Consider the following 15,558-nt stretch of genomic DNA (forward strand, 5'->3'; position numbering starts at 1 on the left):
CGATCCGTAAAAGTCTGGATCGAGCGGAAATGGCGGTAGATGAGACTCCCCCGTGTCCTACCGGTGCTGGTCGTCGCCGCCTCCCTCGCGGCATGTTCGTCGGCACCTGACAAAGAGCCGCAGAGCAAGCAGGTCGAGCAGCAGGCGGCCGAGTCGCCGAGCTCGAAGCCGAAGCCCGCGCGCCGGCCGTTCACCATCTCCTTCGGCGGCGACGTGCACTTCGAGGGCGTCCTGCGCGGCAGGCTCGCCAACCCGGGCACCGCCCTCGGGCCCATCGCGAACGTGCTGCGCAAGGCCGACCTGACGATGGTCAACCTGGAGACCGCCATCACCACGGCCGGGACGCCCGCGCCCGGCAAGCAGTTCACCTTCCGCGCGCCGGCGACCGCGTTCAACGCGCTCAAGGCGGCCGGGGTGGACGTCGCGTCCATGGCCAACAACCACGGCATGGACTACATGGAGAGCGGCCTGGCCGACTCGCTGGCGGCCATCAAGCGCAGCAAGTTCCCCATCGTGGGCATCGGGGCGAACGCCGCGCAGGCCTACAAACCCTTCCACAAGACGGTGAACGGCAACCGGGTGGCGATCATCGGCGCGACGCAGGTGCTCGACGCCGAGTTCATCCAGTCGTGGACGGCCACGGCCGACAAGGGCGGACTCGCCTCGGCCAAGGACGAGGCGAGCCTGCTGAAGGCGGTACGCCAGGCGCGCAAGAACTCCGACACCGTCATCGTGCACCTGCACTGGGGCACCGAGATGCAGAAGTGCCCCAACGAGGCCCAGCGCTCGCTCGCCCCCAAGCTGGTCGCGGCGGGCGCCGACGTCGTGGTCGGCGGGCACGCGCACATCCTGCTCGGCGCCGGATACCTGGACAACGCCTACGTCAGCTACGGCATGGGCAACTTCGTCTTCTACAACTCCACCCCGGGCACCACGGGCAGGACGGGCGTGCTGACGTTGACGATCAACGGCCGCAAGGTGCTCAAGGACCAGTGGACCCCGGCCACGATCCAGGGCGGCATCCCGATCCCGATGACGGGCACGGCCAGGACCCAGGCCGTGAGCGACTGGAAGGCGCTGCGCGCGTGCTCGGGGCTGGCAGCGCGGCCATGATCGATCTATCCTCTGGACAGTCCGTCCAATAGGAGGTCGCCATGCGGCAGGTCGAGTCCGGCGGGGCGCGGCCGGCGGTGACCGCCCGGCGGGGCGGCCGGCCGTGGCCGACCGTGGCGCCGCACGGTTGAGGCCGGCCACTGGACGCAGCGCAGCCACCCGCGCGACGACGGCGCGGCCCGGCATCGCCGTTATCGCTCGAATTGAAGATTATTCGCGAAATATCGTCTCGCAATACAGTGTGCCGGGATTGTGTCGAACAATATGACGGTCCCCGTCGGGGAACGTTTATCGAACATATCATCGGCGGGCTGTTACCCGGGGCCTCGTCTCGCCGGAGCCGCGCCGGGCCACCAGGCGTCCGCGCTGGGCCGCGGGCCGCGCGCCGGGCCGGATTCGGCGCGCCGACCAGTACGGAAATTCGGTTATGCCGGCCCGTGGATTTCGCCACGGGCGACCCGGCAGGCAGTCATCCGAGAAATCCCGCAAATGAGTAGGTAACGATCGTGCAGACGAGAGAAGATGAATCCGTGTCTTCGCCGCAAATGGATGATGACTGCGTCCACCCCAAAGCTCTCCGGCGGCAGCCGGCCCAACGCCGCAGCGCCCGGCGCGTCGAGCGCATGCTCGACGCCTGCGCCGAACTCCTCGACGAGACCGGCTACGAGGCCCTGTCCACCACCCGCATAGCCGAGCGGGCAGGCGTCGCGATCGGTTCGGTCTACCAGTTCTTCCCCGACAAGCGGGCCATCACCCAGGAGCTCACCCGGCGCAACGTCGAGCAGTTCGTGGCGCGGGTGGGGCTGCGGTTCATGGAGGAGGAGTACCGCGGCTGGTGGGAGGCCGTCGACGCGATCATCGACGAGTACGTCGACATGCACCGCACGGTCCCCGGCTTCCGGAGCCTGCACTTCGGCGACGTCGTCGACCTCAACCTGCTCGACTCCGACTCCGAGAACAACACGGTCATCGCGGGCAGGCTGCGCGGGCTGCTGCTCAAGGAGTTCGGCCTGGCCGACAGCGAGACGCTCGACCTGGCCGTGCTGGTCGCGGTCGAGGCCGGCGACGCGGTGCTCAAGCTGGCCTTCCGGCGCGACCCCGCCGGCGCGCCCGACATCATCGACGCCGCCAAGCACCTGATGCGGGGGTTCCTGTCGCGTCAGCTCAAGTCGTGGTCGCCGCACGTGCTGACCGAGGGCGAGGGGGGACGCTGACCGAGATCTGGGCATGACAGCGACGAGCGATCGTCACTGTCCGTCACGGGTCTTCCGGAGGTGAAGATGTACGATCTTCCGCCGTCCGCCTTCAAGCGCAGTGCCCCTTTCGACCCCCGCCACAGGCGTGGGCCGGTCCGCGTCGCGCTCGGGCTCGCCCGGGCCGTGCGGTCCGTGGTCGCCGGCCGGATCACCGGGCCGTGCCGGCGATGACCGGCCGCCGGGCGCCGGGCGCGGCCCGCTGCCGCGCCTCGGGCACCTGCTGGATGCGCGGCGTCACCGGCGTACGCAGGCAGGGCAGGGGGAACGACACCGGCCGGACGTCCCGGGCCTGCCGGACGTCGAGCCTGGCCTGCAGCGCGTGCAGGTTGCGTTCGGCCGTGCGGATCGCGTCCAGCCGGGCGGACAGGTACCCGGCCACGCCGGGCCCGAGGGCCGAGAGAACGACGGCGCAAGCCAGCGTGAAGGTCATCTGCCTGGACATGCCCATTACAGCCCCCTCCGCCCGCGTACCGCAAAGCATGCCGTATATGCCCGCTGACCTGCGCATACACGCGCAGCGTGACCAGCCTTGGACGAGACGTTGCCGAATTTGCATGTGACCGGCGATGCGCATTGACCGGGCAAACCGCCTGGCGGCTCGGTAGTCTCGCGGGTGTGGCGCATGTGACCCGAGAGCACCTTGATCGTCTGCTGGAGCAGGCCCTGCTGGCCGACGACCACAGTTCCTTGGCCAGTCGGCTTTACGACGTCGCGCTCGGTTATTCGTCCGGCGACGTCTCCAGGGCGTCCATCCTCGTCCTGGCCGCCGAGGAGTGGCGAGCGGCGGGACAGCCCGCACGCGCGATGGAGTGTTTCCAGCGCGCCGTGGAGGACGGCGGCGACGCGGGCTTCGACCCGCGCGCGGGCATCGCCGACACCCTCTTCGAGCTCGAACGGCCCGACGAGGCCCGGGAGCTCATCGAGACCATCCGCGCGGAGGGCGACGTCTCCACGGCGACGGCCCACACCATCGCGGAGACCCTGGTCGCCTACGGCGATCTGCGGGGCGGCCTCGAATGGGCCACCCAGGCCGTGCTGGGCTGCGAGGAGGGCGACCCCGAGCAGGTGGCGCTGCTGCGGACGCGATACCGGATCAGGGTCGACCTCGGCCTTCCGGAGGACGAGCTCGACGAGCTCGTCTCCTAGTCGCGGGGGCCGGCCGGCGGGCCCCAGCGCGGGGCCCGGCTTGTCGCGTGCCCGCGAAGCCGGGCCGGAGGGGCCGCGACAGTGCGCGGCCACGGCCCCTCCGGTTGAGGAAGCCGGGCGCGGCAGGCACGACCCGCGCCCGGACACATTGGCTCAGTGCAGGTCGAGACCGGGCAGCAGGCGGCTGAAGCCGTCGATCGCGGGGTAGCCGCCGGGCAGCGTCGACGCGCCCTCGATGCTCTCCACGGCCCTGGGCAGCAGGTTCGAGATCAGATCGCCGCCGACCTCCCGCACCGGCTGCCGCGCCCGGCCCGGCGACTTCGCGGCGCGGGCCGAGGCGGGGGTGGTCGGCTTCTCGCCGAGCGTCATCTCGGCCGGCACCCGGGCCACGACGGGCGTCTGCGGCAGCGCGGGGAGGGCGGGCAGCGCGGGCACCTGCAGCGTCGTGGCCAGATCACGCATCCCGCTGTTGCCGGAGGCCGCGGGGAACAGCGCGGGCGAGGCGCTGTTCAGCGAGGGCATGCCCCACGTCGCCCCGACGCCGCCGAGGTCGGCCAGCGGGCCCATGGCGGACCTGGCGGCCGCCAGACCCGTCAGGCCGAGCCGCCTGGCCATGTCACCGGCGGCCATGGCGAGCTTGCCGACCTCCTCGGTGACGACCCGGTGGCCGTTCGTTCTGCCCTCGTTGAGCTGGAGCTTGGCGTGGCCGTCGCAGTACGAGGCGACCGCCTCGGAAGGCGGCCGGCAGGTGTCGGCCACCGAAGGACCGGCGACCGGCCAGGTGACGCCCACGGTCAGAACGGCCACCGTGAGGATGCTTCGGATCTTACGAGATGACACCGCACGTCCCTCTGATCGGAATCGGTGATCTGACGAACGCCGAAGCTAGCCACGTGTCCGGCCGGTCGCGTGCGGCTTGTCCGAAGGGTGGCGGGAACCTTACCCCGCGGCGACGGGATATGACCCTGGCATGACATGCCGGAGCCCGGAGATCGCGGGGATCCCCGGGCTCGCTGGCACCGCCTCAGCCGCGCTGGATGAGCAGCTCGTCGTCGCCGAGCTCCACCCTGACCTTGTCGCCGTCGGCGATCTCGCCGGACAGCACGGCCTTGGCCAGCTTGTCGCCGATGGCCGACTGGACCAGGCGGCGCAGCGGGCGGGCGCCGTACAGGGGGTCGTAGCCGGTCAGCGAGAGCCATTCGCGGGCGGCCGGGCTGACCTCCAGCGTCAGGCGGCGGTCGGCCAGCCGCTGGGCCAGGCGGTCGACCTGGAGGTCGACGATCTGGGCCAGCTCCTCGGAGCCGAGCGCGTCGAAGAGGATGACGTCGTCGAGCCGGTTGAGGAACTCCGGCTTGAACGAGCCGCGCACCGCCCCCATGACGGCCTCGCGCTTGGCGTCGTTCTCCAGCTTCGGATCGACCAGGAACTGCGAGCCGATGTTGGAGGTCAGGATCAGGATCGTGTTGCGGAAGTCGACCGTGCGGCCCTGGCCGTCGGTCAGCCGTCCGTCGTCGAGCACCTGGAGGAGGATGTCGAACACCTCCGGGTGCGCCTTCTCCACCTCGTCCAGCAGCACCACCGTGTACGGCCGCCGCCGGACGGCCTCGGTGAGCTGGCCGCCCTCCTCGTAGCCGACGTAGCCGGGAGGCGCGCCGACGAGCCTGGCCACGCTGTGCTTCTCGGAGTATTCGCTCATGTCGATGCGGGTCATCGCCCGCTCGTCGTCGAACAGGAACTCCGCCAGCGCCTTGGCCAGCTCGGTCTTGCCCACACCGGTGGGCCCGAGGAACAGGAACGAGCCCGTGGGACGGTCGGGGTCGGCGATGCCGGCCCTGCTGCGGCGCACGGCGTCGGAGACGGCCTGTACGGCCTGCTGCTGGCCGATGAGCCGCCGGCCCAGCTCCTCCTCCATCCGCAGCAGTTTGGCCGTCTCGGCCTCCAGCAGGCGGCCGGCGGGGATGCCCGTCCAGGAGGAGATGACCTCGGCGATGTCGTCGGCGCCGACCTCCTCCTTGACCATGGCGTTGTCCGGCGGCGCGGCGTCGGAGGCGGCCTGGAGGGCCTGCTCCAGCCGGGGCACCTCGGCGTACATGAGCCGGGAGGCGGCCTCGAAGTCGCCGTCGCGCTGGGCCCGCTCGGCCGCGCCCCTGGCCTCGTCGAGCTGCTTCTTCAGCTCGCCGACCTTGTTGAGCCCGGCCTTCTCGTGCTCCCAGCGGCCGACGAGGGCGTTGAGCTCCTCCTGGCGGTCGGCCAGCTCCTGGCGCAGGCGGTCGAGCCGCTGGACCGACGCCTCGTCGGTCTCCTTCGTCAGGGCCAGCTCCTCCATCTTCATGCGGTCGACGCTCCGCTGGAGCTGGTCGATCTCCACGGGACGGGAGTCGATCTCCATGCGCAGCCGCGAGGCGGCCTCGTCGACCAGGTCGATGGCCTTGTCGGGGAGGAAGCGGTTGGTGATGTAGCGGTCGGACAGGGCGGCGGCGGCGACCAGCGCGCCGTCGGCGATCTGCACCTGGTGGTGCGCCTCGTAGCGGCCCTTGAGCCCGCGCAGGATCGCGATCGTGTCCTCGACCGTGGGTTCGCCCACGTAGACCTGCTGGAAGCGGCGTTCCAGCGCGGGGTCCTTCTCGATGCGCTCGCGGTATTCGTCGAGCGTGGTCGCGCCGATCATGCGCAGCTCACCGCGGGCCAGCATGGGCTTGAGCATGTTGCCGGCGTCCATGGCGCCCTCGGCGGCCCCCGCGCCGACGACGGTGTGCAGCTCGTCGATGAACGTCACGATCTGCCCGTTGCTCTCCTTGATCTCGGAGAGGACGGCCTTGAGACGCTCCTCGAACTCGCCGCGGTACTTCGCGCCGGCCACCATCGCGCCCAGGTCGAGCGAGATCAGCCGCTTGTTGCGCAGCGACTCGGGCACGTCCCCGGCCACGATGCGCTGGGCCAGGCCCTCGACGACGGCGGTCTTGCCGACGCCGGGCTCGCCGATCAGCACCGGGTTGTTCTTGGTGCGGCGGCTGAGCACCTGGACCACGCGGCGGATCTCCGAGTCGCGGCCGATCACCGGGTCGAGGCCGCCGCCGCGGGCCCGCTCGGTCAGGTCGACGCCGTACTTCTCCAGCGCCTGGTAGGTGTCCTCGGGCGTCTCGCTGGTGACGCGGGCGTGGCCGCGTACCTTCTCGAAGGCGTCGAGCAGCGCCTGCGGGGTCGCGCCCTGCGCCTTGAGCAGCTCGGCCATCGGGCCGCCGTCGGCCGCCAGGCCGACGAGCAGGTGCTCGGTCGAGACATAGAGGTCTTCGAGGCGGTTGGCGTGCTGGGCGGCGGTGTTCATGACGGTGAGCAGCTGCCGCGAGCTCGACGGCGCGCCCACTGTCGCGCCCTGAGCCTTCGGCAGCGCCGCGAGCTGCTCCTCGACGCGCGCCCGCAGCGTGCGCCAGTCGGCGCCGACCGCTTCGAGCAGCGGCACGGCCGTGCCGCCCGTCTGGGAGAGCAGCGTGGAGAGCAGATGGGCCGGAGAGATCTCCGGGTTGCCCTCGGCGGCGGCGCGCCGCATGGCACCCGAGAGAGCTTCCTGGCTCTTCTGGGTGAGCTTGTAGTCCATAACCTAGGCCCCCGGTGGCAGCTCGTAGCGGATCAGCGCCCTGACCATCCGCATCTCGGCGCGCAGGCGGTGAACCTCCTCACGCAGCCGCAGAGCTTCGTTCTCGAGCTCGAGGATCCGCTTGATGCCCGCGAGGTTGATGCCCTCCTCCTGGGAGAGCCGCTGGACCTCGCGGAGCTGGATGATGTCTCTTGTGGAGTAGAGGCGGCCGCGCCCGGCGGTGCGGCCCGGGCTGACCAGGCCGAGCCGGTCGTACTGGCGCAGCGTCTGCGGATGGAGCCCGGAGAGCTGCGCGGCCACCGAAATCACATAAACAGGCGTGTCGTCGGACAGGTCGAAATAGTTGGCGTCCATCGGCTACTCGCTTCTGGCTCGCTGAATGAGATCGGCGCGCGGGTCGTCGCCCGCGGTCGCGGTGTTGAACTCGGTGAGGAGCTCGCGCGACTTGTCGTCGAGCGTCTTCGGCACGAGCACCTCGACGCTGGCGAGCAGGTCACCCTTGGTGCCGTCCTTGCGGGTGACGCCCCTGCCCCGCACGCGGAACGTGCGGCCGTTGGGCGTGCCCGCCGGGACGCGCAGGGTCACCGGCATGCCCTTGAGGATCGGCACCTTGATCTCGGCGCCCAGCGCGGCCTCCGAGAACGTCACGGGAACCGTGATCGTGAGGTTGTCGCCCGTCCGGCCGAACACGTGGTGCGGCTTGACGTGCGTCAGGATGTAGAGGTCGCCGGCCGGGCCGCCGTTCTCGCCCGGCGCGCCCTTGCCCTTGAGCTTGACCCGCTGCCCGTCGGCCACGCCGGCGGGGATCCTGGCCTGGATCGTGCGGGTGCTCTTGGCCCGGCCGTTGCCCTCGCACACGGGGCAGGGGTCGTCCACGAGCAGCCCGCGGCCCTTGCAGTCGCGGCAGGGCTCGGAGAAGGCGAAGTTGCCCAGGTTGCGGCTGGCCGCGCCGGTGCCCTCGCAGGTGGGGCAGACCCGGGGGGTCGTGCCCGCCTTGGCGCCGGTGCCGCTGCACGCGGTGCAGGCGGCCGAGCTCGTCAGCCTGAGCGAGACCGTGGTGCCCTCGACGGCCTCGGTGAACGAGAGCGTGACCTCGGACTCGACGTCCTGGCCGCGGCGCGGTCTGGTCGCGCTCGTCGTGCGGGTGGAGCCCCCCGCCCCACCGCGGTTGAACAGCCCGCCGAACAGGTCGCCGAGCCGCTCACCGGCGCCCCCGCCCTGCTGGCCGGCGGTGCCGCCGAACAGGTCGCCGAAGTCGAACGGGAAACCGCCACCGCCGGGGCGCTGTCCGCCCACCCCGGACCCGAACAGCGTGCGCGCCTCGTCGTACTCCTTGCGGCGCTTGCTGTCGGACAGGATGTCGTACGCCTCCGAGACCTCCTTGAACTTGGTCTCCTTGGCGGCGTCGCCCTGGTTGGTGTCCGGGTGGTACTGCCTGGCCAGCTTCCGGTACGCCTTCTTGATCTCGTCGGCGGTGGCGGTCTTGGGCACACCAAGGACGGCGTAGTAGTCCTTTTCCAGGTAGTCCTTGGTGCTCATCTACGGCCCTTCGTCCTTTTGTCAGTTTGCTTCGTCGTCATTGGACGCGGGAGGAGCGTCCTCGGGCTCGGCCACCGCCACCCGCGCCGGGCGCAGCACCCGCTCACCCATCCGGTAACCGGGCTGCAGCACCTCGATCGCAGTGGGCTCGGTCACGTCGGGCGAGTAGCTGTGCATCAGCGCCTCGTGGACCGTCGGGTCGAACGGGTCGCCCTTCTGGCCGTAGGCGCTGAGGCCCAGCTTGGTGAGCACCGACTCCAGCGACTCCGCCACCTTCGCGAAGCCACCGGTCAGCTCGCCGTGGTCACGGGCCCGTCCGATGTCGTCGAGCACAGGGAGGAGCTCGGTCAGCGCGCCGGCGACGGCCTGCTCGCGGACCGCGACCCTGTCGCGCTCGACCCTTCTGCGGTAGTTCGTGTACTCCGCCTGGAGGCGCTGGAGGTCGGCGGTCCGCTCGGCGAGCTGGGCCGCCAGCTCACCGTCGTGGGCCGCCGCCGGCGCCTGCTCGGCGGGCGCCTCGGGCTGCTCGCCCGAGGTCTCCCGAACCTCGCCCGTCTCCGGGTCGATCTTGCGCTTGTCGCGGATCACCGGCTCCTCGTGCCCGTTGTCGCGCGCCGGCATCACTGGTCCTTCTTCGGCTGGTCTTCGTCGACGATCTCGGCCTCGACCACGTCGTCGTCGGCCTTGGCGCCCTGACCGGCCGTGGCGTCCTGCGGAGCGCCCTCGGGACCGGCCTGCTGGCCCTGGCTGGCGGCGTAGATGGCCGAGCCCATCTTCTGGCTGACCGTGGCGAGCTTCTCCGCGGAGGTGCGGATGACGTCGGTGTCGGTGCCCTCAAGAGCCTTCTTCAGCTCCGCCAGGGCGTCGTTGACCTCGGTCTTGATGTCGCCGGGGACCTTGTCGTCGTTCTCGCGGAGGAACTTCTCCGTCTGGTAGGCCAGACCGTCCGCGTTGTTGCGGACCTCGGCCTCCTCGCGGCGCTTCTTGTCCTCCTCGGCGTACGACTCGGCCTCGCGCATCATGCGCTCGATGTCGTCCTTCGGCAGCGCGGAGCCGCCGGTGATGGTCATCGTCTGCTCCTTGCCCGTGCCCAGGTCCTTGGCGGAGACGTTGACGATGCCGTTGGCGTCGATGTCGAAGGTGACCTCGATCTGCGGGATGCCGCGCGGCGCAGGGGCGATGCCGGTCAGCTCGAAGGTGGCCAGCTTCTTGTTGTACGAGGCGATCTCGCGCTCGCCCTGGTAGACCTGGATCTGCACCGACGGCTGGTTGTCCTCGGCCGTGGTGAAGACCTCCGAGCGCTTGGTCGGGATCGTCGTGTTGCGCTCGATGATCTTGGTGAAGATGCCGCCCTTGGTCTCGATGCCCAGCGACAGCGGGGTCACGTCGAGCAGGAGGACGTCCTTGACCTCACCCTTGAGCACGCCGGCCTGGAGAGCGGCGCCGATGGCGACGACCTCGTCGGGGTTGACGCCCTTGTTGGGCTCCTTGCCGCCGGTCAGCTCGCGGACGAGCTCGGTGACGGCGGGCATGCGGGTCGAGCCGCCGACGAGCACCACGTGCGCGATGTCGGAGACCTTGATGCCGGCGTCCTTGATGACCTGGTGGAACGGGCCCTTGGTGCGCTCGAGCAGGTCGGCCGTCAGGCGCTGGAACTCGGCCCTGGTCAGCTTCTCGTCGAGGTGCAGCGGGCCCTCGGAGGAGGCGGTGATGTAGGGCAGGTTGATGTTGGTCTCGGCCTGGCTGGACAGCTCGATCTTGGCCTTCTCCGCGGCCTCACGCAGGCGCTGGAGGGCCATCTTGTCCTTGGCGAGGTCGACGCCGTGGGCGTTCTGGAAGCGCTTGACCAGCTCGTCGACGACGCGCTGGTCCCAGTCGTCGCCACCGAGGTGGTTGTCGCCGGAGGTGGCCTTGACCTCGACGAAGCCGTGGCCGTCCTCCTGGCCGACGTCGAGCAGCGAGACGTCGAAGGTGCCGCCGCCGAGGTCGAAGACCAGGATCGTCTGGTCCTGCTCCTTGTCGAGCCCGTAGGCGAGGGCCGCGGCGGTCGGCTCGTTGATGATGCGCAGGACGTTGAGGCCCGCGACCGTGCCGGCCTCCTTGGTGGCCTGGCGCTGGGCGTCGTTGAAGTACGCCGGGACGGTGACCACCGCGTCGGTGATCTTCTCGCCCAGGTACGCCTCGGCGTCCTGCTTCAGCTTCTGCAGCACGAAGGCGCTGATCTGCTGGGGGGAGAACTTCTTGCCGTCGATCTCCTGGGACCAGTTGGTGCCCATCTCGCGCTTGACCGAGCGGATCGTCCGGTCAACGTTGGTGACGGCCTGCCGCTTGGCGACCTCGCCCACCAGGACCTCGCCGTTCTTCGCGAAGGCGACCACGGACGGCGTGGTCCGCGAGCCCTGCGCGTTGGCGATGACGGTGGGCTCACCGCCCTCGAGGATCGAGACGACGGAGTTGGTCGTCCCAAGGTCGATACCTACCGCACGTGCCATGAGTACGTCCTTGTAGTCAAAGTTGAGTCGGTTGGACTCAAGCTACGGATTCGTGTCGTCTTTGTCAAACGACTTGAGCCTACCCGACTCAACCCCTGTGAGCGTGACGGCATTCCCGACAATCGGGCACCAAACCGTGATTCTCCACAACCCGCGTAACGGGGGCGGGCGCCCGCTGGTTCCACCTGATCACCAGGCCGGCCGCAAGGATGAGCGGTTCCCGTGGGACCACGCCGCGGGTCCCTGCTCCGGTGATCGCAGACGGAGGGCAAGCCAGACTGCCGGGACCATGGCGTTCCCGGAGTCGTTCCTGACGTACGGCGTCGGCCGGTTGCCGAGCCTGCCCAAGGCCGGGGCCGCGGGGGACGTGCCGTACCTGCCGGGAACGGCGGGATCGACGCGCGCCCGGCCGTTCCCGAGGGCTGCCGGCGCCTCGGGCGCTAGGGCTTCGCGCCGTCCACGAGCTTGCGCTTGCCGAGGGCGTGCTTGAGCTTGACGGTCGTGGTCTTCTCCAGGGCCAGCATGATGCAGGACACGTCCTTGGCCTTCGGGGACGTGCCCTCGTACAGGGTGATGGTGACCTTCTTGGCGGTCTCCTTGACCTTGACCTTGTCCAGCACGGTGCACGGCTCCACGCCCGACCACCAGGTGAGCCTGACCTGCTTGCCGCGTGCGACGGCCGTGGCCTTGGTCCAGCGGACCTTGTGCACGTTGATGGCGTCGCCGGTGGGCTTGACCGGCTCGGGGGCCTTGCTGGGGGCGGTGGTGACCGGTGTCACGACGTGCTCGGCGGGCGTCTGCGGCAGCGGACGGGCGGCCGGCGGCGATGTGGCACAACCCGTCGCGAGCACCAGAGAACCGGCGAGAAGAGTCGCTGTCGTCATTGTGCGCATATCCATAAGACGAAAAGGGCAGGTCCGCGGTTCAGCGATATACCCGGGAAGTGGGCGGTTAGTGTGGGTCACGTGCTCCGTCAGGCAATGCTCGCCGTCTCCAAGAGCGAACGCGCCGAACGCGTCATCACCACATCGCCGCTGACCAGGGACGTGGTCAAGCGATACGTCGCCGACGACGTCGGCGAGGTCATCCGCGGGCTGGCCCACGAGGGCCTGCTCGTGACCGTCGACCACCTGGGCGAAGAGGTGACCGACAGGAGACAGGCCGAGGCGGCGGTGCGCGAGTACCTGTCGCTGCTCGACCGGCTGCCGCCGGGCGGCGACGCCTCGGTCAAGCTGACCGCGCTCGGGCTGCGGCTGTCGGAGCAGGTCGCGCTCGACAACGCGGCCACCATCTGCGAGGCGGCGGCCCCCCGCGGCATCACGGTCACGCTCGACGCCGAGGAGCACGACACGATCGGCGGGCTGCACTTCGTGCACGCCACCCTGCGCAAGGAGCACCCCGACGTCGGGATCGTGGTTCAGGCGTACCTGCCCGACGCGCTCGAACGCTGCGAGAAGCTGGCCGGCGCCCGCGTGCGGCTCTGCAAGGGCGCCTACACCGCCCCCGGCGCCTACAGCAGGCCGGCCGACGTCGACCGCTCGTTCGTCCGCTGCCTCAAGATCCTCATGGCGGGCACCGGCTACCCCATGATCGCCACGCACGACCCCAGGATGATCCAGATCGCCTCCACCCTGGCCGTGCTCGACGGCCGCGACGTCAACGGCTTCGAGTACCAGATGTTGTACGGCGTGCGCCCCGGCGAGCAGCGCCGTCTGGCCGGGCTGGGCGGCCAGGTGCGCGTGTACGTCCCGTACGGCGCCGACTGGTACGCCTACCTCATGCGCCGCCTGGCCGAACGCCCCCGCAACCTGGCGTTCTTCCTCAGATCGCTGCTGTCGCGGGGCTAGTAGGCTGGGCCGGCGTCCGTTCCCCTTCGAGAGGTCGAGATGATCGCGATTCTGGGCACCGGCAAGATGGGCGAGGCCCTGCTGTCCGGGCTGCTGCGCGCCGGGTTCAAGCCGGGCGACATCATGGCGACCAGCCGCCGTCCGGAGCGGGCGCAGGCGCTGCGCGAGACGTACGGCGTGCGCACGGTCGACAACGCCGAGGCGGCCAAGTCGGCCGACACCCTGATCCTGGCCGTCAAGCCCCAGGACATGGCGACCCTGCTGGCGGAGATCGCCCCCTACGTCCCGGCCGACCGCCTGGTCATCACGGCGGCGGCCGGCATCACCACCGCGTTCGTCGAGCAGCGGCTCGGCGTCGAGGTGCCGGTGGTCCGGGTCATGTCCAACACGCCGATCAAGTTCGACGAGGCGATGAGCGTGATCTCGGCGGGCGCGCACGCCGGCGAGGAGCACCTCAAGCTCACCGAGGGCCTGCTCAAGCCGGTCGGCAAGGTGCTGCGCATCCCCGAGTCCCAGCAGGACGCCGCGACCGCGCTGTCCGGCAGCGGCCCCGCCTACTTCTTCTACCTGGTCGAGGCCATGGTCGACGCGGGCATCCTGCTCGGCATGCCGCGGGCCGCCGCGCTCGACATGGTCACCCAGTCGATCGTCGGCGCGGCCGTGATGCTGCGCGACTCCGGTGAGCACCCGGTGATCCTGCGGGAGGCCGTCACCTCGCCGGGCGGCACCACGATCGCGGCCATCGCCGAGCTGGAGCGCCACAGCGTGCGCGCCGCCTTCCTGGCCGCCATCGAGGCCGCCCGCGACCGGGGGCGCCAGCTCGCCTCGGGCTGACCGGCGGCGGGGGAGCCCGGCCGCCGGGTGCGGCTCAGGCGTCCCGCCGCTGCAGGAGCACGGCCCCCGCCACCACCGCGACGGCGACCCACAGCGCGTAGACGCCGAGCCCGCTCCACGGCCCCAGCGGGTTCCCGGGCTGGTCCAGCACGATCTCCATACCGGCGTTGGTGGTGAAGTGGTCCGCGACGGCCTTGCCCCACGCGCCGGGCAGCGCGTTGGTGAGCTGCGGCAGCACCATCATCAGCGCGATGGCCGAGACGATCGCGCCCGGCGTGTGCCGGATCACCGTGCCGAGCCCCAGCCCGAACAGGCCGCAGGCGGTGAGGTAGAGCCCGGCCCCGAACACCGACTGCGCCGCGGTGCCCACGTCGACCGAGTCCGGCCGGAGGATCGCCACGCCGACGGCCACCGCGGCGGCCGCCGCGACGGTGGAGACGACCAGCGCCGTCACGGTGAACACCACGATCTTGCCGGTGAGCAGCTTCAGCCGCCGCGGCACGGCCAGCAGCGACGTGCGGATGCCGCCGGTCCGGTATTCGCTGGAGATCACCAGCACGCCCAGCGTGGCCATGGACAGCGCGGCGAACATGATGCCGGTCAGGCTCGTCATGACGGCCTGGTCACCGGTGATGGGCTGCCCGTCGGCCGTGGCCCTGGACGCGACCGACAGCAGCCCGCCCAGGCCGATCAGGAGCACGGCGGTGACGGCGAGCGTCCACACCGTCGAACGCACCGAACGGATCTTGGTCCATTCGGACCTCAGGATGTCGGTCATGACGAGTACTCCACACTGTCCTTGGTGAGCTCCATGTACGCCGCTTCGAGCGAGGGCTGCACGAACGTCAGCTCCTCCAGGGGGATCCCGGCCCGAGCGGTCAGGGTGCCGATCTCCAGCGTGCTCATCGCGGTGACGCGCAGGTGGTCGGGGTACAGGTCGCCCACCTTGACCAGGTCGGCGACCTCGGCCAGGCGCGGGGAGCGCACCCGTACGTAGCCCTGCGAGCTGCGCCCGATGAACTCCTGCACGCTCGTGTCGGCGATCAGCCGGCCCCGGCCGATCACGATCAGGTGGTCGGCCGTCTGGGCCATCTCGCTCATGAGGTGGCTGGAGACGAACACCGTGCGCCCTTCGGCGGCCAGTTTGCGCATGAACGTGCGGATCCACAGGATGCCCTCGGGGTCGAGCCCGTTGACCGGCTCGTCGAAGAGCAGGATCTCGGGGTCGCCGAGCAGCGCGGCCGCGATGCCGAGGCGCTGCGACATGCCGAGCGAGAAACCGCCGATCCGCCGCCGCGCCACCTCGCGCAGGCCGACGGCCTCCAGCACCTCGTTCACCCGGCCCGCCGGGATGCCGTTGCTCTGGGCGATGGCCAGCAGGTGGTTGCGGGCGCTGCGGCCGCCGTGCACGGCCTTGGCGTCCAGCAGCGCGCCCACTTTGCGCAGCGGGTGCCGATGCTCCTGGTACGGCCGCCCGTCCACCAGCACGGACCCGCTCGACGGCCGGTCGAGGCCGAGGATCATCCGCATGGTCGTGGACTTGCCGGCGCCGTTCGGCCCGAGGAACCCGGTCACCTGGCCGGGCTCGACGTCGAACGACAGGTCCGCGACGGCATGGGTGGCGCCGTAGCGTTTGCTCAGGTTGGTTGCGCGAATCGCCGTCATGCCACCAAGCGTGCCGCCCGGGGCCTGCCGTTCTCTTCGGCCGTGAGGACGTTCTTGCCGGGCGCGGCCTG

Annotated in this window: 14 protein-coding genes and 1 pseudogene; 5 read left to right on the forward strand and 10 right to left on the reverse strand. The window is 70.5% G+C overall.

The window, feature by feature from the left end; all coding sequences use genetic code 11:
- The first annotated feature begins 39 nt into the window (after positions 1–39).
- Complete coding sequence (locus ACWCSD_RS01010) at positions 40–1,113, forward strand: CapA family protein (RefSeq protein WP_449912303.1); 1,074 nt, start codon at positions 40–42, stop codon at positions 1,111–1,113.
- 623 nt (positions 1,114–1,736) lie between these two features.
- Positions 1,737–2,327 carry a TetR/AcrR family transcriptional regulator gene (locus ACWCSD_RS01015; protein WP_387678343.1) on the forward strand — a complete coding sequence of 197 codons (591 nt, stop codon included), beginning with the start codon at positions 1,737–1,739 and terminating at the stop codon, positions 2,325–2,327.
- 190 nt (positions 2,328–2,517) lie between these two features.
- Here the strand turns inward: ACWCSD_RS01015 and ACWCSD_RS01020 are convergent, their stop codons facing one another.
- Positions 2,518–2,811 (reverse strand): hypothetical protein, encoded by a 294-nt coding sequence (locus ACWCSD_RS01020; protein ID WP_397154651.1) that lies wholly within the window; start codon positions 2,809–2,811, stop codon positions 2,518–2,520.
- Between the two features lie 173 nt (positions 2,812–2,984).
- On the opposite strand from ACWCSD_RS01020, the gene ACWCSD_RS01025 reads away from it, so the two are divergent.
- The gene (locus ACWCSD_RS01025; protein WP_352357346.1) at positions 2,985–3,515 is read left to right on the forward strand and encodes a tetratricopeptide repeat protein; all 531 of its coding nucleotides are present in this window, start codon (positions 2,985–2,987) and stop codon (positions 3,513–3,515) included.
- Positions 3,516–3,668: 153 nt separating this feature from the next.
- Here ACWCSD_RS01025 and ACWCSD_RS01030 read toward each other — a convergent pair whose 3' ends face one another.
- The 7 genes and pseudogenes from ACWCSD_RS01030 to ACWCSD_RS01060 all read right to left on the reverse strand — a co-directional run bounded on the left by ACWCSD_RS01030 (position 3,669) and on the right by ACWCSD_RS01060 (position 12,025).
- Positions 3,669–4,322, reverse strand: a complete 654-nt coding sequence (locus ACWCSD_RS01030) for a hypothetical protein (protein ID WP_449912305.1) — start codon at positions 4,320–4,322, stop codon at positions 3,669–3,671.
- 217 nt (positions 4,323–4,539) lie between these two features.
- Positions 4,540–7,110 (reverse strand): ATP-dependent chaperone ClpB, encoded by a 2,571-nt coding sequence (gene clpB / locus ACWCSD_RS01035; RefSeq protein WP_358290347.1) that lies wholly within the window; start codon positions 7,108–7,110, stop codon positions 4,540–4,542.
- A gap of 30 nt (positions 7,111–7,140) precedes the next feature.
- A pseudogene (locus ACWCSD_RS01040) lies at positions 7,141–7,464 on the reverse strand (heat shock protein transcriptional repressor HspR); the annotation flags it as partial.
- 3 nt (positions 7,465–7,467) lie between these two features.
- Positions 7,468–8,649, reverse strand: a complete 1,182-nt coding sequence (dnaJ, locus tag ACWCSD_RS01045; RefSeq protein ID WP_397154646.1) for a molecular chaperone DnaJ — start codon at positions 8,647–8,649, stop codon at positions 7,468–7,470.
- A gap of 21 nt (positions 8,650–8,670) precedes the next feature.
- Positions 8,671–9,270 (reverse strand): nucleotide exchange factor GrpE, encoded by a 600-nt coding sequence (grpE, locus tag ACWCSD_RS01050; protein ID WP_357966251.1) that lies wholly within the window; start codon positions 9,268–9,270, stop codon positions 8,671–8,673.
- Complete coding sequence (gene dnaK, locus ACWCSD_RS01055; protein ID WP_397154644.1) at positions 9,270–11,141, reverse strand: molecular chaperone DnaK; 1,872 nt, start codon at positions 11,139–11,141, stop codon at positions 9,270–9,272. Before dnaK ends, grpE begins: the two co-directional genes overlap by 1 nt.
- Positions 11,142–11,581: 440 nt before the next feature.
- The gene (locus ACWCSD_RS01060) at positions 11,582–12,025 is read right to left on the reverse strand and encodes a hypothetical protein (protein ID WP_397154642.1); all 444 of its coding nucleotides are present in this window, start codon (positions 12,023–12,025) and stop codon (positions 11,582–11,584) included.
- 81 nt (positions 12,026–12,106) lie between these two features.
- On the opposite strand from ACWCSD_RS01060, the gene ACWCSD_RS01065 reads away from it, so the two are divergent.
- A complete protein-coding gene (locus ACWCSD_RS01065; protein ID WP_397154640.1) occupies positions 12,107–12,988 on the forward strand; it encodes a proline dehydrogenase family protein in 882 nt (293 codons plus the stop codon).
- Positions 12,989–13,027: 39 nt separating this feature from the next.
- Complete coding sequence (proC, locus tag ACWCSD_RS01070; RefSeq protein WP_352357328.1) at positions 13,028–13,822, forward strand: pyrroline-5-carboxylate reductase; 795 nt, start codon at positions 13,028–13,030, stop codon at positions 13,820–13,822.
- A gap of 34 nt (positions 13,823–13,856) precedes the next feature.
- Here proC and ACWCSD_RS01075 read toward each other — a convergent pair whose 3' ends face one another.
- Both ACWCSD_RS01075 and ACWCSD_RS01080 read right to left on the reverse strand, forming a co-directional pair.
- Complete coding sequence (locus ACWCSD_RS01075) at positions 13,857–14,600, reverse strand: ABC transporter permease (protein ID WP_397154637.1); 744 nt, start codon at positions 14,598–14,600, stop codon at positions 13,857–13,859.
- Positions 14,597–15,487 carry an ABC transporter ATP-binding protein gene (locus ACWCSD_RS01080; protein WP_352325260.1) on the reverse strand — a complete coding sequence of 297 codons (891 nt, stop codon included), beginning with the start codon at positions 15,485–15,487 and terminating at the stop codon, positions 14,597–14,599. The genes ACWCSD_RS01075 and ACWCSD_RS01080 overlap by 4 nt, the downstream gene beginning before the upstream one ends.
- Positions 15,488–15,558 lie beyond the last annotated feature (71 nt).

It is taken from the genome of Nonomuraea sp. NPDC001684, assembly GCF_053596515.1.

Excerpts from the sequence above, each read along its gene's own strand:
- ACWCSD_RS01010 (WP_449912303.1), top strand. The coding sequence starts at position 40 with ATGAGACTCCCCCGTGTCCTACCGGTGCTGGTCGTCGCCGCCTCCCTC.
- ACWCSD_RS01015 (WP_387678343.1), top strand. The coding sequence starts at position 1,737 with ATGCTCGACGCCTGCGCCGAACTCCTCGACGAGACCGGCTACGAGGCC.
- ACWCSD_RS01020 (WP_397154651.1), bottom strand. The coding sequence starts at position 2,811 with ATGTCCAGGCAGATGACCTTCACGCTGGCTTGCGCCGTCGTTCTCTCG.
- clpB (WP_358290347.1), bottom strand. The coding sequence starts at position 7,110 with ATGGACTACAAGCTCACCCAGAAGAGCCAGGAAGCTCTCTCGGGTGCC.
- dnaJ (WP_397154646.1), bottom strand. The coding sequence starts at position 8,649 with ATGAGCACCAAGGACTACCTGGAAAAGGACTACTACGCCGTCCTTGGT.
- grpE (WP_357966251.1), bottom strand. The coding sequence starts at position 9,270 with ATGCCGGCGCGCGACAACGGGCACGAGGAGCCGGTGATCCGCGACAAG.
- dnaK (WP_397154644.1), bottom strand. The coding sequence starts at position 11,141 with ATGGCACGTGCGGTAGGTATCGACCTTGGGACGACCAACTCCGTCGTC.
- ACWCSD_RS01060 (WP_397154642.1), bottom strand. The coding sequence starts at position 12,025 with ATGACGACAGCGACTCTTCTCGCCGGTTCTCTGGTGCTCGCGACGGGT.
- proC (WP_352357328.1), top strand. The coding sequence starts at position 13,028 with ATGATCGCGATTCTGGGCACCGGCAAGATGGGCGAGGCCCTGCTGTCC.
- ACWCSD_RS01075 (WP_397154637.1), bottom strand. The coding sequence starts at position 14,600 with ATGACCGACATCCTGAGGTCCGAATGGACCAAGATCCGTTCGGTGCGT.
- ACWCSD_RS01080 (WP_352325260.1), bottom strand. The coding sequence starts at position 15,487 with ATGACGGCGATTCGCGCAACCAACCTGAGCAAACGCTACGGCGCCACC.